The 20,274-nt window shown below is 40.9% G+C and carries 31 protein-coding genes, 1 riboswitch and 2 other annotated features; of the genes, 15 read left to right on the top strand and 16 right to left on the bottom strand.

What is annotated here, in order from left to right:
- Window positions 1-256 precede the first annotated feature (256 nt).
- From KC820_RS07305 to KC820_RS07290, 4 genes are all read left to right on the top strand, one after another.
- Complete coding sequence (locus tag KC820_RS07305; RefSeq protein ID WP_212369805.1) at window positions 257-721, top strand: hypothetical protein; 465 nt, start codon at window positions 257-259, stop codon at window positions 719-721.
- A gap of 100 nt (window positions 722-821) precedes the next feature.
- Window positions 822-1,151, top strand: a complete 330-nt coding sequence (gene csaA, locus KC820_RS07300) for a chaperone CsaA (RefSeq protein WP_212369802.1) — start codon at window positions 822-824, stop codon at window positions 1,149-1,151.
- Between the two features lie 15 nt (window positions 1,152-1,166).
- Window positions 1,167-1,493 carry a TIGR04104 family putative zinc finger protein gene (locus tag KC820_RS07295; protein WP_212369799.1) on the top strand — a complete coding sequence of 109 codons (327 nt, stop codon included), beginning with the start codon at window positions 1,167-1,169 and terminating at the stop codon, window positions 1,491-1,493.
- A 294-nt stretch (window positions 1,494-1,787) separates the two neighbouring features.
- Entirely contained in the window at window positions 1,788-2,195 is a 408-nt protein-coding gene (locus tag KC820_RS07290; protein WP_212369796.1) for a secondary thiamine-phosphate synthase enzyme YjbQ, read from the top strand.
- Between the two features lie 103 nt (window positions 2,196-2,298).
- Here KC820_RS07290 and KC820_RS07285 read toward each other — a convergent pair whose 3' ends face one another.
- The 4 genes from KC820_RS07285 to KC820_RS07270 all read right to left on the bottom strand — a co-directional run bounded on the left by KC820_RS07285 (window position 2,299) and on the right by KC820_RS07270 (window position 4,080).
- On the bottom strand, window positions 2,299-2,706 hold the full coding sequence (locus tag KC820_RS07285; RefSeq protein ID WP_212369794.1) for a nucleotidyltransferase substrate binding protein: 408 nt from the start codon (window positions 2,704-2,706) through the stop codon (window positions 2,299-2,301).
- 24 nt (window positions 2,707-2,730) lie between these two features.
- Window positions 2,731-3,042, bottom strand: coding sequence for a DUF4176 domain-containing protein (locus KC820_RS07280; protein ID WP_212369792.1), 312 nt, complete (start codon window positions 3,040-3,042; stop codon window positions 2,731-2,733).
- An 89-nt stretch (window positions 3,043-3,131) separates the two neighbouring features.
- The gene (locus KC820_RS07275; RefSeq protein WP_212369789.1) at window positions 3,132-3,794 is read right to left on the bottom strand and encodes a DUF443 family protein; all 663 of its coding nucleotides are present in this window, start codon (window positions 3,792-3,794) and stop codon (window positions 3,132-3,134) included.
- A 55-nt stretch (window positions 3,795-3,849) separates the two neighbouring features.
- Window positions 3,850-4,080, bottom strand: a complete 231-nt coding sequence (locus KC820_RS07270) for a hypothetical protein (RefSeq protein ID WP_212369786.1) — start codon at window positions 4,078-4,080, stop codon at window positions 3,850-3,852.
- A 336-nt stretch (window positions 4,081-4,416) separates the two neighbouring features.
- Window positions 4,417-4,662, top strand: a binding site (T-box leader).
- A 41-nt stretch (window positions 4,663-4,703) separates the two neighbouring features.
- Window positions 4,704-4,921, top strand: a binding site (T-box leader).
- Window positions 4,922-4,985: 64 nt separating this feature from the next.
- Between KC820_RS07270 and trpD the strand changes: the two genes are divergently transcribed.
- Genes trpD through trpA form a run of 5 tightly spaced genes read left to right on the top strand, consistent with a single transcriptional unit; the run spans window position 4,986 to window position 9,395 of the window.
- Entirely contained in the window at window positions 4,986-6,008 is a 1,023-nt protein-coding gene (gene trpD / locus KC820_RS07265; protein ID WP_212369783.1) for an anthranilate phosphoribosyltransferase, read from the top strand.
- Window positions 6,009-6,013: 5 nt separating this feature from the next.
- A complete protein-coding gene (gene trpC / locus KC820_RS07260; RefSeq protein WP_212369780.1) occupies window positions 6,014-6,808 on the top strand; it encodes an indole-3-glycerol phosphate synthase TrpC in 795 nt (264 codons plus the stop codon).
- Window positions 6,798-7,415, top strand: a complete 618-nt coding sequence (locus tag KC820_RS07255; protein ID WP_212369777.1) for a phosphoribosylanthranilate isomerase — start codon at window positions 6,798-6,800, stop codon at window positions 7,413-7,415. The genes trpC and KC820_RS07255 overlap by 11 nt, the downstream gene beginning before the upstream one ends.
- Window positions 7,412-8,617, top strand: coding sequence for a tryptophan synthase subunit beta (gene trpB / locus KC820_RS07250; protein ID WP_212369774.1), 1,206 nt, complete (start codon window positions 7,412-7,414; stop codon window positions 8,615-8,617). The genes KC820_RS07255 and trpB overlap by 4 nt, the downstream gene beginning before the upstream one ends.
- Window positions 8,610-9,395 carry a tryptophan synthase subunit alpha gene (gene trpA / locus KC820_RS07245; protein WP_212369772.1) on the top strand — a complete coding sequence of 262 codons (786 nt, stop codon included), beginning with the start codon at window positions 8,610-8,612 and terminating at the stop codon, window positions 9,393-9,395. The genes trpB and trpA overlap by 8 nt, the downstream gene beginning before the upstream one ends.
- A 42-nt stretch (window positions 9,396-9,437) precedes the next feature.
- Here the strand turns inward: trpA and KC820_RS07240 are convergent, their stop codons facing one another.
- Window positions 9,438-9,599, bottom strand: coding sequence for a hypothetical protein (locus tag KC820_RS07240; protein ID WP_212369769.1), 162 nt, complete (start codon window positions 9,597-9,599; stop codon window positions 9,438-9,440).
- Between the two features lie 302 nt (window positions 9,600-9,901).
- On the opposite strand from KC820_RS07240, the gene KC820_RS07235 reads away from it, so the two are divergent.
- Window positions 9,902-10,627: an ABC transporter ATP-binding protein gene (locus KC820_RS07235; protein WP_212369766.1), complete on the top strand. Its 726-nt coding sequence runs from the start codon at window positions 9,902-9,904 to the stop codon at window positions 10,625-10,627.
- Entirely contained in the window at window positions 10,624-11,391 is a 768-nt protein-coding gene (locus KC820_RS07230; protein WP_212369763.1) for an ABC transporter permease, read from the top strand. The genes KC820_RS07235 and KC820_RS07230 overlap by 4 nt, the downstream gene beginning before the upstream one ends.
- A gap of 171 nt (window positions 11,392-11,562) precedes the next feature.
- Here KC820_RS07230 and KC820_RS07225 read toward each other — a convergent pair whose 3' ends face one another.
- The 5 genes from KC820_RS07225 to KC820_RS07205 all read right to left on the bottom strand — a co-directional run bounded on the left by KC820_RS07225 (window position 11,563) and on the right by KC820_RS07205 (window position 13,555).
- Complete coding sequence (locus tag KC820_RS07225; RefSeq protein ID WP_212369760.1) at window positions 11,563-11,742, bottom strand: YozQ family protein; 180 nt, start codon at window positions 11,740-11,742, stop codon at window positions 11,563-11,565.
- A 90-nt stretch (window positions 11,743-11,832) separates the two neighbouring features.
- The gene (locus KC820_RS07220; protein WP_212369758.1) at window positions 11,833-12,039 is read right to left on the bottom strand and encodes a zinc ribbon domain-containing protein; all 207 of its coding nucleotides are present in this window, start codon (window positions 12,037-12,039) and stop codon (window positions 11,833-11,835) included.
- 23 nt (window positions 12,040-12,062) lie between these two features.
- The gene (locus tag KC820_RS07215) at window positions 12,063-12,425 is read right to left on the bottom strand and encodes a CBS domain-containing protein (protein WP_212369755.1); all 363 of its coding nucleotides are present in this window, start codon (window positions 12,423-12,425) and stop codon (window positions 12,063-12,065) included.
- 28 nt (window positions 12,426-12,453) lie between these two features.
- Complete coding sequence (locus KC820_RS07210; RefSeq protein ID WP_212369753.1) at window positions 12,454-12,861, bottom strand: hypothetical protein; 408 nt, start codon at window positions 12,859-12,861, stop codon at window positions 12,454-12,456.
- Window positions 12,862-12,982: 121 nt separating this feature from the next.
- Complete coding sequence (locus KC820_RS07205; RefSeq protein ID WP_212369750.1) at window positions 12,983-13,555, bottom strand: thioredoxin family protein; 573 nt, start codon at window positions 13,553-13,555, stop codon at window positions 12,983-12,985.
- Between the two features lie 191 nt (window positions 13,556-13,746).
- Here KC820_RS07205 and KC820_RS07200 point away from each other — a divergent pair, with 191 nt between their 5' ends.
- Window positions 13,747-15,006 carry an MFS transporter gene (locus tag KC820_RS07200; RefSeq protein WP_212369747.1) on the top strand — a complete coding sequence of 420 codons (1,260 nt, stop codon included), beginning with the start codon at window positions 13,747-13,749 and terminating at the stop codon, window positions 15,004-15,006.
- A gap of 84 nt (window positions 15,007-15,090) precedes the next feature.
- On the opposite strand, the gene KC820_RS07195 is transcribed toward KC820_RS07200, so the two are convergent.
- Both KC820_RS07195 and KC820_RS07190 read right to left on the bottom strand, forming a co-directional pair.
- Entirely contained in the window at window positions 15,091-15,507 is a 417-nt protein-coding gene (locus tag KC820_RS07195) for a type II toxin-antitoxin system VapC family toxin (RefSeq protein WP_212369744.1), read from the bottom strand.
- A complete protein-coding gene (locus tag KC820_RS07190; protein ID WP_212369741.1) occupies window positions 15,488-15,754 on the bottom strand; it encodes a ribbon-helix-helix domain-containing protein in 267 nt (88 codons plus the stop codon). The genes KC820_RS07195 and KC820_RS07190 overlap by 20 nt, the downstream gene beginning before the upstream one ends.
- A gap of 174 nt (window positions 15,755-15,928) precedes the next feature.
- On the opposite strand from KC820_RS07190, the gene guaC reads away from it, so the two are divergent.
- From guaC to KC820_RS07175, 3 genes are all read left to right on the top strand, one after another.
- Entirely contained in the window at window positions 15,929-16,906 is a 978-nt protein-coding gene (guaC, locus tag KC820_RS07185) for a GMP reductase (RefSeq protein ID WP_336511030.1), read from the top strand.
- 65 nt (window positions 16,907-16,971) lie between these two features.
- Window positions 16,972-17,079: riboswitch (TPP riboswitch) on the top strand.
- Between the two features lie 85 nt (window positions 17,080-17,164).
- Window positions 17,165-17,752 (top strand): Ykof family thiamine-binding protein, encoded by a 588-nt coding sequence (locus tag KC820_RS07180; protein WP_212369735.1) that lies wholly within the window; start codon window positions 17,165-17,167, stop codon window positions 17,750-17,752.
- Between the two features lie 57 nt (window positions 17,753-17,809).
- Window positions 17,810-17,980 (top strand): hypothetical protein, encoded by a 171-nt coding sequence (locus KC820_RS07175; RefSeq protein ID WP_212369733.1) that lies wholly within the window; start codon window positions 17,810-17,812, stop codon window positions 17,978-17,980.
- Between the two features lie 26 nt (window positions 17,981-18,006).
- Here KC820_RS07175 and KC820_RS13200 read toward each other — a convergent pair whose 3' ends face one another.
- The 4 genes from KC820_RS13200 to KC820_RS07160 form a co-directional block, all read right to left on the bottom strand.
- Window positions 18,007-18,222, bottom strand: coding sequence for a GNAT family N-acetyltransferase (locus KC820_RS13200; RefSeq protein WP_236782563.1), 216 nt, complete (start codon window positions 18,220-18,222; stop codon window positions 18,007-18,009).
- On the bottom strand, window positions 18,120-18,449 hold the full coding sequence (locus tag KC820_RS13195) for a GNAT family N-acetyltransferase (protein ID WP_236782567.1): 330 nt from the start codon (window positions 18,447-18,449) through the stop codon (window positions 18,120-18,122). Before KC820_RS13195 ends, KC820_RS13200 begins: the two co-directional genes overlap by 103 nt.
- An 11-nt stretch (window positions 18,450-18,460) precedes the next feature.
- Window positions 18,461-19,174, bottom strand: a complete 714-nt coding sequence (locus KC820_RS07165; protein WP_212369730.1) for a DUF2306 domain-containing protein — start codon at window positions 19,172-19,174, stop codon at window positions 18,461-18,463.
- A 233-nt stretch (window positions 19,175-19,407) separates the two neighbouring features.
- A complete protein-coding gene (locus tag KC820_RS07160; protein ID WP_212369727.1) occupies window positions 19,408-20,271 on the bottom strand; it encodes a putative RNA methyltransferase in 864 nt (287 codons plus the stop codon).
- Between the last annotated feature and the right edge of the window lie 3 nt (window positions 20,272-20,274).

Below are 20,274 nucleotides of genomic sequence, written 5' to 3'. Positions count from 1 at the left end.
ACCTTGCAATGATAATTTTTTAATGGAAAGATGTCTTTCATAAGCATATGAAGTATATGTTTATAAAAATAAATATCTTCCTTCCAATCAGATATTGTACCATAAATCAATGTCCATCGCAACATTACCGACATCCCCTTCGCTCTATTAAATTAAAATTTCTTTACAATGGTGATACGAGGGCTATATTCGGGTAAACAAGACAATAACACATTTATGATTAATTTACAGCCATAGACAGTAAAGGAGAGAAAAGATGAATCAGAAGCTAATCGTTTTGCTACTGACCATGATTATTGCGTTGGTAGCCTGTAGTGATGATCAACCAACAGACTCCGAAGTTACTGCAAAAGATAAAGAGACTGAAGCAGAGCAGGAAAAGAGTGCGTCTAACGAATCTAACGAGTCCCAACCGAATCAAAACGGTACTCAAGAGTCTGTCGATCAATCAGATTTTCAACCGGCAACCGAAGTAGAGCTCACCGAAGCTTCTGAGCCTAGTAATCTTGAGGAATTTATAGAAATGGACCGGTTATTGAAGGAGATTGATATCGATTCCTATACATTGCATGTCATCATTGACCATCCTGGTAAGAGAGTCATTATTTTCACAAATGATGAAAAGCAGTTGTATAAATCAGTTTACGTAAAAAGAAACGCTCTTCTAAAGTTAATCGACTTACAAAAAAATAAACCGGTCATCGTTGAAGAAATTCAATAGTTGTTTACCCATACCAATTTTGGTTTGGGTTTTTTTGTATATCATTTTTGCTATAATAAAGAATAATGACAATAAGCCATATCAAAAGGAGTTTTTGATCATGCCAGACTTTAATGATTTCCACGCTTTAGATATTCGAATCGGAACAGTAACAGCTGCGGAAAGTTTTGACGAAGCCCGAAAGCCTGCAATCAAGCTATGGATTGATTTTGGTGAGCTTGGTACGAAACAATCTTCTGCACAAATTACGAAGCGCTATTCACCAGATGTTATGATCGGTCGACAAGTCGTTGCCGTCACAGGTTTTGAGCCACTGCGAATCGCTGGGTTCAAGTCTGAAGTGCTTGTCATCGGAGGTGTACCTGAGCAGGGTGATGTCGTGTTGTTAAAGCCGGATGAAAACGTTCCGAATGGCACGAAAGTTTTATAGTTAGGAGGGTTAAGTATGCGCTTACCCGCATGTTCGGTCTGTAAACAAAAATGGACATGGAAAGAAACATGGCAAGCCTCACTCCGCTTGGATACTCGCATTCCTTGTCCAAAATGCCAATCAAGTCAATTTATCACGAAAAACTCCCGTTGTAGACTTATGATTTTTACATCACCTTTGCTTCTTCCTATTCTATTACCGTTAACCAGCCTTTCGCCGGTGTTGATTTTTCTTCTATGGGGACTGCTACTTCTTACATACATTACCCTCTACCCATATTTTGTGCGGTTGGCTGATGAAGAAGAAGACCATTTCACAGAACCACTCAAAAAACAAAATTGAAAGGAATAGTAACTAAACTTCACCACCCCATTTCCTTGCGAAAAGATGTTTACACTTCATTGATTGAGGGGATTGACTTGTGAGCATTCTACAAAAGGATGGTGATGGTATGTTACGTACGATTTTAATGATTATTGGTGCTATTGTAGTGATCAGTTTAATTCTATCTTTAATTTAATAAACCAAAAAACCTAACGATTTTGGAAAAGGAGCTTTCCTTCAATGCATCGTTAGGTTTACATAGACACGGCTTATGCATATGTGTACAATCACCATTTTGAAAGGAGTTTGACGATGTTACGAAAATTTTCCATTCAAACAGAGCATCATAGCGAGATGGTCGACATTACCAAACTAGTGCAAGATTTCATTATAGAAGAACAAGTAATTAACGGAAGTGCAGTTGTATACTCTGCTCACACAACTGCCGGCATTACAATTAACGAAAATGCCGACCCAGATGTTAAAACGGATATGCTGAGACGCTTTGATGAAATATTCCCATGGGCACATGAACTCGATCGACATGCTGAAGGGAATACCGCGGCACATATGAAAACGAGCACAGTCGGCACTTCACAATTCATTATTATCGATAACCGAGAAATCTTATTAGGTACATGGCAAGGAATTTACTTCTGTGAATTTGATGGGCCACGGAATAGAAACTTTTACGTAAAGATCAATGAACGAAGCGACTGAATTAGCACCAATAGTCGTAAAAAAACGACAAATAGAAAAAGGCTCGGACAAAGAGCAACGCTTTGTCCAGCCTTTACGCATACATCTTGATATGAAGTGAACTTCACTCCATTTCTTCTCTCATTCTTTGTTGTAAATCTGTGTACATTGGATAGTACTCTTCTTTTATATCCTTCACCATTTCTTTCTCTACTTTTTCCGTAAATAAGAAGTACCCTAGGTTGCGCCGATTAAACGCACGGTTCCACGATTTCTCATTCGCAAGAACACCTAATTTTGAACTTTCTTTAATCGCTTGCCTTGGTGTCTTAACCGATATGCCCTTTGCATCTAAATAACCGTATAACGTTTTTCGTGCATGTTCCAGGCACATCTCATGAAAGTGAACGAGAGTGGCAGCTTCAGATATACTCGTTATTTCTTTTTCAACTTCATTCGTCAACAAGAAAAAAGCTTTCTCGAAGGCTTCAAAAAGTTCCTTCCATCGACCTACTTTGTAGTCCTCCAACATATACTTCCTTTCGTCACCAATTATTTACCTTAATGGTCCTGGGACCGTTCCTTTTTTAATGGATGTTTTATTTTCCTCTATCCAATGATGGTATACTTCTTGAAACCGATCTTCCTCTTCATCTTTATAACCTTCATATAAAACCTTGTCAATATTCTCTTCGTTGAAATAAAACACATTGTTTGGATCAAGGCCTTGCGGATATAAACAACCTGAATAATCATACATGATTCTTGCTGCGTCCGGGGTTTCGGCAGAAAAAATGGGCCCTCTATTCAAAATCATTATTTTGGTCCTACCTTCGTTTAAGTAAACTACTGAGCCAATCGGTAACATCGTTTTATTCCTCCCTTTCACATCCATTCATTAAATGACCGAATAAGTCCATTCTATTGATAACAGCTCATTTCCTCTATGAATCAAGCTTACACAGCTACTTTTTCATCACTTTTTATCTTAACGTTGTAATCTCCTACTCCGATTGCTAAAAGTCCTGTAAATAACGCAATAAATAAAAACAACATGCCAAATATAAGGATAAGAACATTAGCTGCTACTTGTATAAATCCACCCCACATCAACAAGGTAAATCCAAAAAAGAATAAGTAGGTTAATAAAATAAAGAACATATACTTAAATGATTGCGGTCTGATCCATACTCGGATTGTCGAATACTTTTTTAGATTGACGGTTTGAAGTAATTTTTTTCGATTCTTTTGATTTATATAGAAATACACGAATATAACAAGCAAAAATGAAATCAATACGATCGATGAATTGATGAGTGTTGTTCCTTCAACATCAAAAAAACGCATCAATGGTTGTAGGAAACTAGCTAATAGCACCCCAATTAATCCTGCAAGCAGCCCTTCACGGGTTGTTGATTTCTGTTTTACTTTCGGTGCTTTTATTTTTTCGATCAATTCATAATGATTAACTTGGTAAGCCGTGTTTGGCAGAATCCAATACAAAAATGGGAATAAAATTTTCCATATAGAATCTCCTAAATCTATGATGTAATCTTTTTCATCAATCGTTACGATTCTATATCTTAGATTCATATAGACGCCCTGTACGGTACATTTCATTATGCCATCAATCCTTTGTGTATAGTTTAGCGAATCTGTTATGAAAAATTGTATGCTAGGTGAAAGGATTTAACGAATCAAGATCGCTTTTAAGGCTCTCACCGATAAATTCCAATCCTTCGTCAACTTTTTCCTGTGCGGAAGTCCAAGTGTCTGCTACAAAATCTCCCGCTTGGTCCAATTGCTGACCAGCCCAATCGAGACCATCTTGTAAGCCGAGGAAGTTTGCATCATAGGCCCAATTAAAGCCCATAGTTGCAACCGTACCTACCTTAGAAGATTCCAAGATTTAAATTCAACTGTTAGCTGACAATTTTTAAAAAACAGAACATTTTACCTACTTTCAAAAGTTGAATAAATTTTTTTGGTCGTTTTAGTAATTAACACCCGAATAACTTACATTAATTTCTATTTTTAACGCATGAATTATGTATTTAGTTTGACAATCTCTAAAGTATGCGCATAACTTTCATGAACCTAAAGGATTATTTTTTCCTATCAGCAAATAATTTGACTTTTAAAAAGTAACTAACTTATTATATATTCGATATAAATATTTTATCTTAAAATTTTTATTGACAATGAATAAAATTCGTTTTATGCTATTGAATAATCAAATGAATGAAATGCGTTGACGAAGAAGAGTAGTTCGTTTTCTGTACTTCAGAGAGCTGGTGGTCGGTGTGAACCAGTGTGCGAAATGAATGAATGGCCTTCCGAGCTTCCAAACCGAAACGAATGCGTAAGTAGGCTTTGGCGAAATGTCTCGTCGTTATCTGAGACACACATTCAAGCAAATGGCTGGATGTCGTTAAGTGAGCTTTTTGAAGCTAACAAAGGTGGTACCACGGGTTCCCTCGTCCTTTATTTAGGATGTGGGAACCTTTTTGTTTTCTATAATCATATAACGATAAATCAATGACGAAGATGAGTAGGCTTATGTAGATCATCAAAGAGAGCTGGTGTCGGTGAAAATCCAGCATGATCAGTAAGCTGAATGGACTTCAGAGCGTTTTTCCGAAATGCGAAGAGTAGGAAAAAACGGTTCCCCTCCGTTAACGGGTCAGAGCTGGAAGAGAATTCTCTCTTCAACTAAAGGTGGCACCGCGGTTTCGATCGTCCCTTATGAACGCATATCAAATGTGTTCATAAGGGATTTTTTATATTTAAACGACAAAAAGGAGTGATTCGATGTTGGAATATTTACGTATGGTCACAGAACGGAAAAGCTTATCTTTTAATGAAATGAAGCTCGCAGCAGAGCAATTATTCTCAGAAGAGATTACAGATATTGAGCGCGCGGCATTTTTATCAGCTTTACGAGTAAAAGGTGAAACCCCAGAAGAGATTGCTGGATTAGCCTCCGTGATTCAAGAAAAATCACTGCAACTACCAGTCGACTTACCGGATATTATCGACAACTGCGGTACAGGAGGCGACGGATCCATGAGCTTCAATATTAGCACGACAGCTGCATTCGTCATGGCTGGTGCCGGACTGACCGTTGCGAAACACGGAAATCGTAGTGTTTCCAGTAAAACGGGCAGTGCAGATGTGTTAGAAGAACTCGGTGTCAATTTATCGTTGTCAGGCCAGCATGCAAAGGAGCTACTCGAACAAAATGGCATTACTTTCTTATTTGCCCCGACCATCCATCCGGCTATGAAAAAGCTGATGACGGTTCGAAAAACTTTACGAATTCCGACGGTCATGAACCTTATTGGCCCATTGACCAACCCAGTAGCACTCTCGTCTCAATTTCTTGGGATCAACCGTGCAGATATGGTCACGGAAATGGCTGAAGTTCTTCGACAACTTGGGAGAAAACGGGCCATCGTCGTCCACGGTGCAGGAGGAATGGATGAAGCCTCTCTTGCCGGCTATAACCAACTTGCTCTGCTAGACCGGAAAACCGTTTCCGATTTTCGGTTACATCCAAAAGATGTTGGATTACCTGCATACCCACTAGAAGCGATTCGTGGTGGGGATACGAGAGATAACGCAATAATTTTAAAACGTGTTTTGCGAGGAAAAAAAGGGGCTTATCGCGATACGACGTTACTTAATGCGGGACTCGGAATCTATGCGAACGGAAACGTTTCGTCCGTAGAAGCAGGAATTCTTGCAGCAAAAGAAAGCATCGATTCCGGAGCAGCAAATGAAAAGTTAGAAATGTTGATTGAGTATAGTCAACGAGTAAAGCGAGGTGCGTGAAGACCATGAATATCTTGGATGAAATTTTAATCAAAAAACAACAGGAAATTACTGAGTTAAAACGGTCCTACCATCGACGTTCGGATCAAAAGAAATCCTCCGTTTCTTTATATCAATCTTTTCAGCAATCCGACCGAATGAGTATTATTGCAGAATTCAAGCGTGCATCCCCTTCTAAAGGGCTGATTAATGTTGATGCGAATCCTGAGTCTCATACGAAAATGTATGAACAGTTTGGTGCCAACGCTGTTTCTGTTTTAACAGACCGACCTTTTTTCAAGGGAACTATGGGTGATTTACAACGTATCAGACAGGGCATCAACATTCCTGTTTTAAACAAAGATTTTATTCTAGATGAAATACAAATCGACCGTGCACTCGACTATGGGGCCGATGTGATCTTATTAATCGCTGCGGCTATGAAACCTGCTCGCTTAGAACAGCTGTATCGCTATGCAACCGGATTAGGCTTAGAAGTTTTATTGGAGATTCATACCCAGGAAGAAGCGACAATTGCGAATGATTTAAACGCGAATATCGTCGGAATCAATAATCGTGATTTAAAAACATTTGACGTTGACTTGGCAACAACGGAGCGGTTAGCCGAACAGATTCAGGATCCTGCAACACTACTCATTAGCGAAAGTGGGATAAAAACTACAGCAGACGTTGAGCGTGTTCAACAAGCAGGTGTCCGTGGAATTCTTGTTGGCGAAACGATGATGCAGTCCAGTAATTTAAAACAAACATTTGATGAACTACGTATCCCGATAAACGAGGTGAGCTTGCATGATCGTTAAAATTTGCGGTGTTCAAGATAAAGAGACAGCTTTAGCCGTAGCCGCTTCTGGCGCCGATTTTATCGGATTCGTTTTTGCAGAGAGCTCACGACGGGTGGAACCAGAGGTCGTCAAAGAAATAACCGATTCTTTACCGCAAACGATCAAAAAAGTAGGTGTGTTTGTCAATGAATCGCCTGAAGAAATCAATCAAATCGCTGCTTTCGCGGGTTTAGACATGATCCAATTACATGGGGACGAAACGCCGACGGAATGTGAACAAATCGATAATCCGGTCATCAAGGCTTTTTCAATCCGTGAACTACATGATCTAGAACGAATTTCTATGTATGACGTTGCTTATTCGTTAGTGGACCATCCTGGAGGAAAATATCGTGGTGGTTCGGGTCAATCGTTTGATTGGCAGATTTTGAATCAAAGAACTCCGCGCCATAGTCAGATTATTTTAGCTGGCGGACTGCACCCAGGCAATGTACAGGAAGCAATCAAAACGGCGAAACCTTTTGGAGTCGATGTATCAAGCGGTGTTGAAACAGGCGGAAGAAAAGATGTTTCAAAAATTCATGCCTTTGTGGCGCAAGCAAAAAGTAAGGAGATGAAAATATGATTACGACTGAACAACCGAACGCTCAAGGATATTATGGTGATTTTGGTGGAAGATTTGTTCCAGAAACATTAATGCCCGCAGTTCTCGAATTAGAAGAAGCCTATCAACAAGCCAAACAAGATCCAGCTTTTCAACAGGAGTTAGATCATTATTTACGCCAATATGTCGGTAGAGAAACACCTTTATATTATGCCGAAAGACTCTCTGAATCACTTGGCGGACCAAAAATCTATTTAAAGCGTGAAGACCTAAACCATACCGGTGCACACAAAATTAACAATGCACTCGGCCAAGCGCTGTTAACTAAACGGATGGGTAAACGGAAAGTCGTTGCTGAAACAGGAGCTGGTCAGCACGGTGTCGCAACGGCTACCGTGTGTGCTTTACTCGATTTAGATTGTGTCATTTTCATGGGAAAAGAAGATATTGAACGACAGAAGCTAAATGTTTTTCGGATGGAGTTATTAGGTGCGACCGTCAAAAGCGTTGATCAAGGGAGTGGGACGTTGAAAGATGCCGTCAATGAAGCATTGCGTTATTGGGTGAGCAATGTAACCGATACTCATTATATTATTGGCTCTGTTGTGGGACCACATCCCTTCCCACAAATTGTCCGGGATTTTCAACGCGTGATCGGTGATGAAACGAAAGAACAAATCGTGACACAGGAAGGAAGACTGCCGGATGCTGTTGTTGCCTGTGTCGGTGGTGGTAGTAATGCAATGGGCATGTTCGCACCCTTTGTAGAGGAAGAAGACGTTCAGTTATACGGAGTTGAAGCAGGAGGCTCAGGCATTGAAACCGGAAAGCATGCAGCTACATTAACAGGCGGATCTGCTGGCATCTTACACGGAACCTTGACTTATTTACTGCAAGATCAAGACGGACAGATCCAAGAAGCACATTCGATCTCCGCAGGTTTAGACTATCCAGGTATCGGACCGGAGCATAGCTATTTACATGCATCCAACCGGGTCACTTACTCATCAATCACAGACGATGAAGCATTGGAAGCTTTACAGTTATTGTCGAAAACGGAAGGGATTCTTCCTGCACTCGAAAGCTCACACGCAATCGCTTATACGATGAAGTTGGCAGAGTCATTGTCGAGTGATCATACTGTTGTCGCCTGTTTATCCGGTCGTGGCGATAAAGATGTCGAAGCGGTAAAAGCTCATTTGGGAGGTGGCTTTCATGGGTAAATTTTCAATTGATACGGCAATTCAGCGGGTTTTGGATAAAGGTGATAAAGCATTTGTTCCTTATATCATGGCCGGCGATGGCGGACTAGATCAACTGGAATCACAAATTCGATTATTGGCCAACGCAGGAGCTACCATCATTGAGTTAGGTATTCCATTCTCAGACCCTGTCGCTGACGGACCAACCATTCAAGCGGCTGGCCAACGTGCATTAACGAGTGGTGTCACGTTAAAAAAAGTGTTGGATGAATTAAAACGTTTTAAAGAATCGCGTGATATACCGATTGTGTTGATGACCTATATCAACCCTGTTTTTACTTACGGTCCTAAACGATTTGCCGAAGATTGTGAGGCGAGTGGCGTGGATGGTGTGATTGTTCCGGATGTTCCCTTGGAAGAATCCGACCTTGTTTCGAACGCACTAAAAGAACACGAGATTGCCTTTATCCGATTAGCCACGCTGACCAGTACACCGGATCGTTTGGCTAAAATTGCCGAGCAGACGGAAGGATTTTTATATGCCGTAACGATTAACGGCATAACAGGTGTACAAAATAGGTTTGGTGACCAATTGGGCAACCATTTAACGAACATCAAGCAACAAACAGATAAACCCGTGTTTGCCGGTTTCGGTGTCTCCTCTCCCGAACACGTGCGGGAGCTAACCGCGTATTGCGATGGTGTCATCGTCGGCAGTAAAATTGTCGACCTTCTCCATCAAGGAAACGAGGAAGAGATCCAGACGTTGATCCAATCAGCAAAAACTGCACATGTATAGGTGAAAAGAGCTGTCATACCGCGACAGCTCTTTTATTTTCCACTAATGTTTCGAGGAATGACTTCCTTGCTGTCCTTGTCCCATCATATTGTTGATACCTGGAATCATTTGTTGAAGTTGGCCTCCTCTGCCTGTCATCATACTATAGGCAGCCGCTCCAATTCCGATGGATGCAACGATCGGTAACCAATCGACGTTTTTCATTTTCTTATCACACCTTTCCCTTATAATTCATCTATAGTTTGTGATGCTAAAACAAAGGCTATGTATGACAATAGATGGGATGGAATTTGGGGTAATTAAGCGCTTTAATGGACTCATTCCGTCTTGCTACCCGGGCATACCGTGCTTTTATCCAATGATTCCGTCCTAAATCGAGTTGATTCCGTGGTTTTTTCGAACTATTCCGTGCATCTTTATAACTATTCCGTGCTTAATTATTTTGCGAAATGGAAACGCTCATTTAAGATAAGAATAGATGTTGCAAAAAAGGAAGTGCTGAAAAAATGGAACCAAAACAGGCTATTCGATTCGATCATGTTGATTACACGATTGATGACACGAAAATTTTGAAAGATATTAATCACGGATTTAATCAAGGGGAAATCACAACACTTGTCGGACCTTCCGGAGCTGGAAAAACGACGTTAATCCGGCTGTGCAATGGGCTGATTTCACCGACTAAAGGACGAATTTACATTCATGATCAGCCAATTGATGAATACAACCCCGTCGATCTCCGGAAAAAAGTCGGTATGGTCATGCAAGGCGTGACGATGCTAAAAGGGACGGTCAGAGAAAATTTGGCTATTCCGTTGAAATTACAGGACAAGACATTAACCGATGAAGAAGCATCAAGACTGTTGGATATGGTCGGCCTACCCGCTTCTTTCTTGGATAAAAATAGTAACAGCTTATCCGGCGGACAAAAACAACGCATCTCGATCGCACGCTCACTTGTGAATCGTCCAAGTGTCCTGCTGCTCGATGAGATAACTTCTTCACTCGACACCGTTTCTCAACAAGAAGTCGAATCATTGATCAAACGAATTAATGAAGAATATAAAACGACGATTGTCTGGATTACCCATAACTTACGTCAGGCTTTAAACATCGGTGATTACAGCTGGGTGATGATGGACGGCGAAGTGATTGAGACAGGAAAGAGCGAATTTCTAAATCAACCGAACGATGAACGGGTCAAAGCATTTGTAAGGAGCGAATTTCAATGAGTTATCTAACATTAGCTTTTTCACTCATATTTGTTTTAATTCCATTAATTCTATCTAAAACGTTAAATCTTGGGCTTGAGAAAGATACAATCATTGCGACGATACGCTCCATCATCCAACTACTTGCGGTTGGTTATATTTTGCAGTTCGTCTTCGACTCGGAAAGCTCCATTTACATTTGGCTCATGGTCGGCTTAATGATTGTTGCAGCCACCCAAAACGCCAGAAAAAAAGGAACCAGCATTCAAGGTATCACTTGGAAATTGGTGGGGACATTCATTTTTGTCGAGGTATTAACGCAAAGTGTTCTGATCGGATTGGGGATTACTCCACCAACAGCTCAGTATGTGATTCCCATCAGTGGAATGGTCATTGGAAACTCGATGGTGCTTGGAATTTTATTTTTAAATCGGTTTACGGCCGAAATGGATGACAAACGCAATGAAACCGAGCTGATTTTATCTCTTGGCGGAACGCCGAAACAAGCTGTTCAACGACAATTGAAAACGTCGATTCAAGCAAGTATTATCCCAACAATTGAAAGCCAAAAAACGATCGGGCTCGTTCAACTTCCCGGAATGATGAGCGGACAAATCATTGCCGGCGCTGACCCTGTTCAAGCCGTTTTATTTCAGCTTTTAATTTTATTCTTGTTACTGACGACTGCCGTAATTACTAGTGCATTGCTTGGCTTCCTGTCTTATCCGACGCTCTTTAATGAACGTATGCAATTGCTCGAGGAAAAAATCAAGACCGATTCCTAAGCTGATGACGACATCATTTACCTCAGATATGGCCGTGAGAACTCATCTTACGACTTTTATCTCTATAATTTAATAAACCTGTGAAACTTAGCCTTATAATTTTTTTGAACAATCCATAAGACATAAAAAAAGGCATATCAATCGCACTCCAAATTGACATGCCTTCCTATTTTAGTCTTTTTGATCTTTTTTCCGATCAATTGTTCCATCGCTATAATCATCAGAAACCTGCTCGCGTGTTTCAGCTAGTCCTTCCTTAAACTGTGAATCATCCGATTGGTCATAGGATGGATCGTAATTTTTTTCAGCGATTTTCTCGCTATCTTTTTTGTTATATTTCTTTTCGGACATGTTTAGCCTCCATTCATTTTTTGTTAGTGAACAGAAAATTGAATCGCATGCTATACGTGTTCCCTTTTAATCCATCCTTTAATCGAAATCTTATCCACCGAAAAACAAGTCAACGATGTTCCCTGCAGTGGAAGTGTTTCTGTTGTATAACTCGGAGTAGCCGCAATTCTTACAGTAAACAACTTGAAATTTATTATGCTGCACATCAAATAATTTCGATAGCCCTGCCCCGCTTGTTGCGATTTCTTTTGTGGCTGCATCGGTACTTCCGCATTTAATACATCCTTCTGATTTCATAAGAAATATTCCCCCTTAGTTATTTATTGTATTCGTAAAAAATCCCATCTTGTCACGATTCCTAATAAACCTTCCTCTTCTTTACCATTTTCGGTGACCAATAAGGCATCAATTTTTATACCTTCTTCCAGGTTGTCTTTAAAGATTTCCTTTGCATCATAAACAGACATTTCGCGATCGACAAATTCATAATTATGCTGTTCTTCCTCATACGAGATGACTTGATGCAGTTTTGTCTCCACCAAAGAAACAATCTCATCTTCCACATTCCTCGATAGCCAGTTGGTGACCCCACTTTCGGAAAGAAGGCCAATGAATTTTTCACCATCATATACCGGAAATTGGGTAAATTCTTGTTCGCGAATGGTTTGTAAAATCGTCGCCAATGAATCAAGCTTAAGATCGCAACAAAGATCAATGCATTAGTGCTGCCACTTTCGGTAACGAAGCGTGGCTAGGTCCTGCTTGAAAAATCACCACTTCTTTTTGAAATGTCGGGAACACTTTTCGTGGGTGAATAATCTCTTCTTCAATCATCTTGATTTTTTCCACGGTCGAGTCATGCGGTTCGGCGATCGTAAAAGCAGGATTCGTTGAATTATGTACAATCGCGTTACGTAAATCGGCAAATTCACGTAAATCATTTTCATAGCGCTTTACGACGGCATTCTTTTTCGATGATTCTTTGACCATGAAGCTAAATGTTTGGTATTCATCGCTTCCGAATTGCGTGCGTAATGCTTTTTCAATCCGATTGAATGATGCAAGATAACGATCGGAATTATCCGGCATGTTTTCACCTCTTTCTTTATTGATATCCATTCTATATACTCTTCGCCTTTATGATGAAAAAATCCTACTTCACTTCGGACTTCTTTCGTCCGACTTACCAAAATTCGAAAAAGAGCTACCGTTTAAAAACGATAGCTCCTGTCCACTCAAATTATTCAACCTCGCCTTTTGCATCCAACACCAAAAGGGTCCCCTTGAAATTTTCATACACATAATGCCAAAGCTCAGGCTCTTCTTTGTACCTGCGTGTCAGTTCTTGAATCATTTCTTTTTGTTTCTCTTTAAAATCAGGATCCTCTTTGTCAGGAAGGCTGTCACGAAATTCATCGACGATTTGTTGAACTTCCGGAGCACGCGGCCCCCATTCGCCCACCAACTCACCTTGATCATTCAAAATCAAAACAATCGGAATCGAGCGTGAACCATTGGTTAAATGACGATCGATCAAATCCGTATCTTCATCCCGATACACAACGCGCGTCTCTTTTTCCGCCGCTTCAGCCAGTTTACGAATGACCGGATTAATCATCATCGCATCGCCACACCAATCTTCCGTGATAATCAAAAAGTGAACTGGAAAATCTTTTAATTGTTCAGCAAAGCCATCATCCGGAAGTTTAAAGTTTTCATACACTTGAAAGCTTTCTTCTTTCAGTTTACTCATGTTGTCCATATATTCCTGAATCGTTTGTCCTTCTTCAAAGTACTCCTGCTCAGTTTTCATCGGATTCAACCTCTTTCTTTCGGTAGTTTTCGAGATATATTCAGTATGACCCATGCCGATTAATCTAGGCAACTAGTTCGCTTGATAGAGGAACATTCTAAATTCCCTGTAAATATTTCTGAATTTTGTTTCTTATTTTTGGAAATTAAGATACATTAGAATTAACCATTCATTTTTAGGGGGGACGAGGATTGAGCAAGCATACGAAGCCTGAAAAGAGCTGGATGATGTATGACATGGCAAATTCCGCCTATTCAGTCGTCATCACAACAGCCATCTTTCCGATTTATTATAAAGCAGTGGCTAATGAAGCTGGTGTCAGTGCCGCGGATTCAACCGCCTATTTAGGGTACACGATCTCCATTGCAACATTTATCCTGGCCATGCTGGGACCTATTCTCGGTTCAGTTGCCGATTTCAAAGATATGAAACGTAAATTTTTCACTTTCTTCTTTTTACTCGGTTCGTTATCCACAATCGGCTTAGTACTTGTGCCCGAAGACCAGTGGCTACTCTTACTGATCATTTACACACTGACAGCCATCGGAGCACGTGGAGCGAATCTTTTTTACGACGCTTACTTGGTTGATGTGACGGAAAGGGACAAGATGGATGACCTATCTGCCAAAGGATTTGCTGTTGGTTACATAGGCAGTGTCATTCCATTCATCCTCTCGATTTCTGTGATCATTTTAAGCCAGCAAGAAATTCTTCCGCTTTCCGTCGGTAATGCCAGTAAAATTGCGTTTTTGATCACGGCAATTTGGTGGATTCTATTTACGATTCCTTTGTTAAAAAATGTTCGTCAAAAGCACTGGATTGAACGCAAACCACGAATTGTCGCGAACAGCTTCAAAGAATTGAAGAAAACTTTTTTGGAAATCAAACAACATAAAGCAATCTTGCTCTTTTTGATTGCTTACTTCTTTTATATTGATGGGGTTGGAACCATCATTTCGATGTCAACCGCTTATGGCACAGATGTCGGTTTAGGGACAACGGATTTGATTGTTGCTTTACTCGCTGTCCAAGTCGTTGCGGCGCCATTTGCCATGTTATTCGGTCGCCTTGCCCGTAAATTTGGTGCTAAGCAAATGATTTATGTCGGTATTTTTATTTATATCATCGTTTGTGTGTACGCCATGTTCTTGGATACCGTCGTAGACTTTTGGATTCTAGCCATGCTCGTTGCATCAGCACAAGGTGGGATTCAAGCACTCAGTCGGTCCTTTTTCGCCCAAATGGTTCCGAAAGAAAAATCCAACTCATTCTTTGGATTTTATAACGTATTCGGACGTTTTGCCGCCGTATCGGGACCGTTTCTCGTTGGGGGAATGACCCAATTGACAGGAAACTCGGCCTACGGTGTCTTCAGCTTAGTCATTTTATTCATCATCGGCTTTATCATTCTTTTGTTTGTACCAGACCCTCGGAAAGAACAAACTGCCTAACATATGTAAAAAAGCCATGCAGCGGATTTGTTAAGCTGCATGGTTTCTTTGTGTGTTCTTGAAAAACATCCCTATTGACTTTCGTTATGAATCGATTCCATTCATTCCCATTATCTCGAAATGACGATCGAATGAAAAAATCTTCCGAATACCTAATTCCTTCATGATCACGACACTTAATGCATCACAGTAGGAGATTTTTTGATCGTTGAATTTGGTTAATAGCTGAAGTGCCGATGATCGAAGCGACGGTGTAACTTCAGCAACCATAAATTCATCTTCTTCTAACACCGTTTTCAAAAAATGGTGAGCCACTTTATAGCCCATTCGATATCTTAGAAGTGTGTAGGTTTCTGTGAGGATTGCATCCGTGACGATGAGTTCTTGTCCAGTTAGTGAGGAAGCAAGTTGTTTGGCTTGATCATGATATTGATCGCTCACATCATTCAAAGCGATCAATGCACTTGTATCGATTAAACACTTATTTTTTCTCATTTTCATAAATTTCCACCAAATAACCATCATGTTTAACAGAAGTGTCCCCGGCTGAGTCTATCGAATAACGCTCTGCTTCTTCAGCCATCTCAAGTAGTGGATTTCTTACCGGCTTTTCTCTTAAGGCATATTCACGAATCGCATCCCGAACGATTTCTGCTTCCGAACAACCTTTGTCGGAGGCAAGTACTTTTAGTAAGCGTTCATCTTCATGTGTTAAATGAAACTGTTTTCTTTTCATTGAATTATCCATCGCGAACCCTCCTACACACCTATTATACAATAAGTGTGTAGGAGGGTGAAGTAAAATAGCTCTACTCTCGCATTTTTCTCTATTGACTTTGAACCGAAACTAGCGTAAATTACTTATTGGACGAACAATTCATGTTAATAATAAAATAATGTTCGTTTTCAAAGGAGAATAATGATGAATAACGTATTCGACTATGAAGATATTCAGCTGATTCCGAAAAAGTGTATCGTGATGAGCCGCTCTGAATGCAATCCGACGGTAAGCTTAGGTAAGTATCAATTTAAGTTACCAGTCGTACCCGCAAATATGCAGACAGTGATCGATGAAAAAGTGGCGATCTTTTTAGCCGAAAATGATTATTTTTATGTCATGCATCGTTTCGAACCTGAAACACGCAATGACTTCATCAAAGATATGCACACCCGCGGGCTAATTGCTTCAATTAGTGTCGGCGTGAAAGATGACGAGTATGGATTTATTGAAAACCTCGCAGACAATCAAGTCACACCCGATTTTATAACGATTGATATTGCACACGGCCATTCGAATGCCGTTATCGAAATGATTAAACATATCAAAAAGCACCTACCAAATAGCTTTGTCATTGCAGGAAACGTCGGTACACCGGATGCTGTTCGCGATTTAGAAGCAGCTGGAGCTGATGCTACAAAAGTCGGAATCGGACCTGGCAAAGCATGTACAACGAAAATCAAAACGGGTTTCGGCACAGGTGGCTGGCAATTGGCAGCACTGCAATGGTGCGCAGAGGCTGCTACGAAGCCATTGATTGCAGATGGTGGCATCCGTACGCATGGTGACATCGCCAAATCCATTCGCTTTGGCGCAACGATGGTCATGGTCGGTTCACTATTTGCAGGACATGAAGAATCTCCCGGTGAAACCGTGGAACTCGACGGGAAACGTTATAAAGAGTACTTTGGTTCGGCGTCTGAATATCAGAAAGGCGAGAAGAAGAACATCGAAGGAAAGAAAATGCTCGTAGAATATAAGGGAAACTTACAGGACACATTGAACGAAATAGAGCAAGACCTTCAATCCTCCATTTCTTATGCTGGCGGGAAAACGTTGGAAGCCATTCGGGATGTCGATTATGTTGTCGTCAAAAACACAATCTTTAATGGCGATCGATAAGAGAACCCTTTACAGAAATTAATAAATCTTTTACGATAAAAATAGAATCCTGAAAATTGAATACGTACAAACACTAGGGGAGCTGTCCTTTTGAGATGGCTGAGATGGAAATTGCCAGACCCTTATCACCCGAACTAGATAATACTAGCGTGGGGAAGTGTAGTTGGTTGAATAAGTTTCTATTTATTCGTGTATACAACTGCATTCCCTGTGGAGTGCAGTTTTTTATTTTATTAAATTTTTTTGGAGGGATTGAGCATGACCAACGAATGTGGAAACAGCCGAATTGCAGGATGTCAACTTACATTATTTCCGATGAGTGATGACTTTGTCGACGTCATTCTGTCCGCACTGGATGAAACCGACACATCGAAGGTATGGAAGGATACCGATGACGTAAGCACGTGTATTCGCGGGAAAATGGTTCACGTATTCGATGTCGCCCATGCCATTTATCTGCATGCCGCAAAAACTGGCAAACATGTCGCGATGAGTGGAACATTTTCAATCGGATGCCCAGGAGATACGGCTGGCCATGTCTATATGGATGAAACCGACGAACCGATGAATAAAAAGCAATCTGAAGGAATCGATCAAGAGGCCGGGTGTAAATTCGCATTGTACCCAATGGGAACGGAGGAATATATGGAGAAAATCACCGAACAGATTGATTTGTCGAACGAACGCGGGGTTACCGTCACGCCGACACATTATGCAACCCGGTTGGATGGTCAGGTCAATGATATTTTCCGTGCGATGGAAGAGGCTTTTGATAAGGTTCAACAAGTCGTCTCACATGTTACGATGACCTTTACGATTTCAGCTAACAGCCCTTCGAATCGGTAATGTGTAGGGCGTCAAATCGCGTGAGGTGATTTGACGCTCTTTTTGTGGAGAAGAGCATTGAAGGTTAACGAATTAACGTTGAAGCTTTGTCATTTAACATCGAAGCTAGCCGAATTAACATTGAAGGTCGGTGAATCAACATTGAAGATTGACATTTTAACACTGAAGGCTCACCAATCAACACTGAAAGGTCGACATTTTAACATCGTAGATAAGGGAGTTTCATAAAAAAAATTTAAACATCAACGTTGAAGCTAGTCTTTTTGATGAAACGCGATTTCCTTATAAAACCCAGTCGCTTTTCCTTCAAAACCTTTCCGTTCATAAAACAAGTGGGCATCGGTTCTCTCGTTTCGATTTCCACTATTCAAAACGATTTTACTAGCACCTTTTTCTCTCGCCCATTCCTCTGCTTTTTCGATGAGTTTTCCGCCGAAGCCTTGCTTTCTAAACTTTGAATCGACAACCATAGCAACGATTCGTATGTAATTATCGTTTTTTCATAATGATAGCCTAGAATCATACCAATCATCCCAACGATGTTTCCATCCGCTTCAATTACTTGCGTGTTATAAGAAGAATCAGAATTTATTTTTTCAAATCGATTCTGCATTTCATCTTTTGTCGTCGGATAACCTAATTCACCCATCAATCGTGCCAAATCGGCAACATCCTCTTGTTTTGCTTCCCTAATCAATTCTTTCACTCCTAACCGATCTTCTTTTTCGGCCCCGTTCCTCCTCCAGCATATTTCCTACCGTAATAATTCGTGAAAATTATGATCAATGGTGTGAAAACAATGGTCGGGAGAAACCAAATCAATAAGCTGACAGACTCAATTTCCAGCAATCGAGGCGCACCAAAAACAACAAATGCGGTAATGGCCGCAATCGAGCATGAAAGCATCCCAACGATATGCTCAACGACCCAGTGTGAGCGATAGGTAGGGACTCTCCACCAATACATCAGTTGGGTTAATCCTAGGAAAAGCCCTACGATCGGGAAATATTGTAGTAGAGGAATCCCGACAACCCAGCCATAAACCATAATGCCAACACTTGATACGAGTAAAGCAATTGGAAACAGCAAGTCGATTGCTTTTCGATGAGACTCCTTTCTTCGTTTGAACCGCAGAACACGAAGGCCATACCAGACGGTTGCCCCACTCAAGATCGCAATAAAAATTAGAAACCACGAAAACGAAAGAACATCCGCTTCTACTCCAGGTGTCCAGAGCAACCGATAAACCGCCATGTAAATGGCCGTCAGGGAAACGGTTGCCATCGAAAACACAAATAACCAGCCAGATTGTCTATGTAACTTCCTCCCTTTCCGAGTCAAAATCGGCACCCAAAGTACCAAAATCGCTGTAAAGCCACCAATCACATGGAGCCAGAGCGCCAAATCAAATAAAACCGTCATTTGATTTCCTTCTTTCTGTAAAATTTATTAACTTTTCAAATAATAATATTTCTAGCATATCATGACTGTTTATGGATGGGTAGGTGGTAAACATGATGATTGCACGGCTATCGGGAAGATTTGCACGGCTTCGCAAGATAATTGCGCGGCTACTCGAGAAGATTGCACGGCTTAACGTCATAATTGCGCGGCATCCCGAGATATTTGCACGGCTTGGACTGATTATTGCACGGCTACCCGCGAGGTGGCAGTTTTATTCTGCCAACTAACAGATCCAAATCAACTGTGATATCAGCGGTTTCTTGACTTGTAAATTGATGAACTTGTTCCGGAGAGGCATTCCAAGCGAGCGGAGCCATTTTAACCAAATCATTCAGCTGTGTTTGATCCAACTTGATTTTCTCGTTTAGTTCAATATGGTCTACTAGATTAAAATGTTGCTTGAACAATGAAACCGTAGAATCCGATGTCTCATTTTCTTTGCCGACGGCTTGCCGAAGTTCACGGAGATAATGGTCTCGAGGAACTACCTTCATGACGATTCCATCCGGCTTCAGAACTCTTTTGAATTCTTCATAGTTTGCCGGCGAAAGGATATTTAAGATGACATCGTTCGATTGGTCAGCCATCGGTAAGTTGGCAAGGTCCCCGACAAACCAAATAGACGACTTGTATGAACCAGCAGCCAATTTTACACCTTCTTTGGAGATATCTAACCCCACTCCTGCGACTGGTCCATCCAACTCGTTCACAATCTGTTGTAAATGAGAACCCTCTCCACATCCGGCATCTAGGATAATGTCCAAATCAGCCATCCTACGTTTCAAAATATCTACAATTTCAGCATGTAAGGATTGATACAAATCGGATTCGGTAATTATCTTTTGTCTAGAGAGAAAAAGTTCTCGATTATATTGACTCGTGACTGGCCGACTGAGAAAATTAACATACCCTTGTTTCGCCAGGTCAAAAGAATGGTTATTTCCACAAACAATTATTCTTAATTCAACGACCTGCAACGATCCGTGGCAAATTGGGCATCGAAGCTTATGAGCATGTCGGTCGATCAACTGCGCACTCTTTTCTTTGGATGTCATTGA

The sequence above is a fragment of the Allobacillus saliphilus genome (genome assembly GCF_018138385.1).
Classification (GTDB): Bacteria; Bacillota; Bacilli; order Bacillales; family Alkalibacillaceae; genus Allobacillus; species Allobacillus saliphilus.
Note: the sequence above shows the minus strand (reverse complement) of the source record. Positions and strands in the feature narration are given on the sequence as shown.

What these genes read in the sequence shown, in the direction of transcription:
- KC820_RS07180 (WP_212369735.1), top strand. Translation starts at nt 17,165, where the DNA reads ATGACCAACGAATGTGGAAACAGCCGAATTGCAGGATGTCAACTTACA.
- KC820_RS07305 (WP_212369805.1), top strand. Translation starts at nt 257, where the DNA reads ATGAATCAGAAGCTAATCGTTTTGCTACTGACCATGATTATTGCGTTG.
- KC820_RS07195 (WP_212369744.1), bottom strand. Translation starts at nt 15,507, where the DNA reads ATGAAAATGAGAAAAAATAAGTGTTTAATCGATACAAGTGCATTGATC.
- trpD (WP_212369783.1), top strand. Translation starts at nt 4,986, where the DNA reads ATGTTGGAATATTTACGTATGGTCACAGAACGGAAAAGCTTATCTTTT.
- KC820_RS07295 (WP_212369799.1), top strand. Translation starts at nt 1,167, where the DNA reads ATGCGCTTACCCGCATGTTCGGTCTGTAAACAAAAATGGACATGGAAA.
- KC820_RS07285 (WP_212369794.1), bottom strand. Translation starts at nt 2,706, where the DNA reads ATGTTGGAGGACTACAAAGTAGGTCGATGGAAGGAACTTTTTGAAGCC.
- KC820_RS07275 (WP_212369789.1), bottom strand. Translation starts at nt 3,794, where the DNA reads ATGAAATGTACCGTACAGGGCGTCTATATGAATCTAAGATATAGAATC.
- trpA (WP_212369772.1), top strand. Translation starts at nt 8,610, where the DNA reads ATGGGTAAATTTTCAATTGATACGGCAATTCAGCGGGTTTTGGATAAA.
- KC820_RS07190 (WP_212369741.1), bottom strand. Translation starts at nt 15,754, where the DNA reads ATGGATAATTCAATGAAAAGAAAACAGTTTCATTTAACACATGAAGAT.
- KC820_RS07255 (WP_212369777.1), top strand. Translation starts at nt 6,798, where the DNA reads ATGATCGTTAAAATTTGCGGTGTTCAAGATAAAGAGACAGCTTTAGCC.
- csaA (WP_212369802.1), top strand. Translation starts at nt 822, where the DNA reads ATGCCAGACTTTAATGATTTCCACGCTTTAGATATTCGAATCGGAACA.
- KC820_RS07205 (WP_212369750.1), bottom strand. Translation starts at nt 13,555, where the DNA reads ATGAAAACTGAGCAGGAGTACTTTGAAGAAGGACAAACGATTCAGGAA.
- KC820_RS07240 (WP_212369769.1), bottom strand. Translation starts at nt 9,599, where the DNA reads ATGAAAAACGTCGATTGGTTACCGATCGTTGCATCCATCGGAATTGGA.
- KC820_RS07280 (WP_212369792.1), bottom strand. Translation starts at nt 3,042, where the DNA reads ATGTTACCGATTGGCTCAGTAGTTTACTTAAACGAAGGTAGGACCAAA.
- guaC (WP_336511030.1), top strand. Translation starts at nt 15,929, where the DNA reads ATGAATAACGTATTCGACTATGAAGATATTCAGCTGATTCCGAAAAAG.
- KC820_RS07165 (WP_212369730.1), bottom strand. Translation starts at nt 19,174, where the DNA reads ATGACGGTTTTATTTGATTTGGCGCTCTGGCTCCATGTGATTGGTGGC.
- KC820_RS13200 (WP_236782563.1), bottom strand. Translation starts at nt 18,222, where the DNA reads ATGGTTGTCGATTCAAAGTTTAGAAAGCAAGGCTTCGGCGGAAAACTC.
- KC820_RS07210 (WP_212369753.1), bottom strand. Translation starts at nt 12,861, where the DNA reads ATGGATATCAATAAAGAAAGAGGTGAAAACATGCCGGATAATTCCGAT.
- KC820_RS07230 (WP_212369763.1), top strand. Translation starts at nt 10,624, where the DNA reads ATGAGTTATCTAACATTAGCTTTTTCACTCATATTTGTTTTAATTCCA.
- KC820_RS07225 (WP_212369760.1), bottom strand. Translation starts at nt 11,742, where the DNA reads ATGTCCGAAAAGAAATATAACAAAAAAGATAGCGAGAAAATCGCTGAA.
- KC820_RS07290 (WP_212369796.1), top strand. Translation starts at nt 1,788, where the DNA reads ATGTTACGAAAATTTTCCATTCAAACAGAGCATCATAGCGAGATGGTC.
- trpC (WP_212369780.1), top strand. Translation starts at nt 6,014, where the DNA reads ATGAATATCTTGGATGAAATTTTAATCAAAAAACAACAGGAAATTACT.
- KC820_RS07235 (WP_212369766.1), top strand. Translation starts at nt 9,902, where the DNA reads ATGGAACCAAAACAGGCTATTCGATTCGATCATGTTGATTACACGATT.
- KC820_RS07220 (WP_212369758.1), bottom strand. Translation starts at nt 12,039, where the DNA reads ATGAAATCAGAAGGATGTATTAAATGCGGAAGTACCGATGCAGCCACA.
- trpB (WP_212369774.1), top strand. Translation starts at nt 7,412, where the DNA reads ATGATTACGACTGAACAACCGAACGCTCAAGGATATTATGGTGATTTT.
- KC820_RS07160 (WP_212369727.1), bottom strand. Translation starts at nt 20,271, where the DNA reads ATGACATCCAAAGAAAAGAGTGCGCAGTTGATCGACCGACATGCTCAT.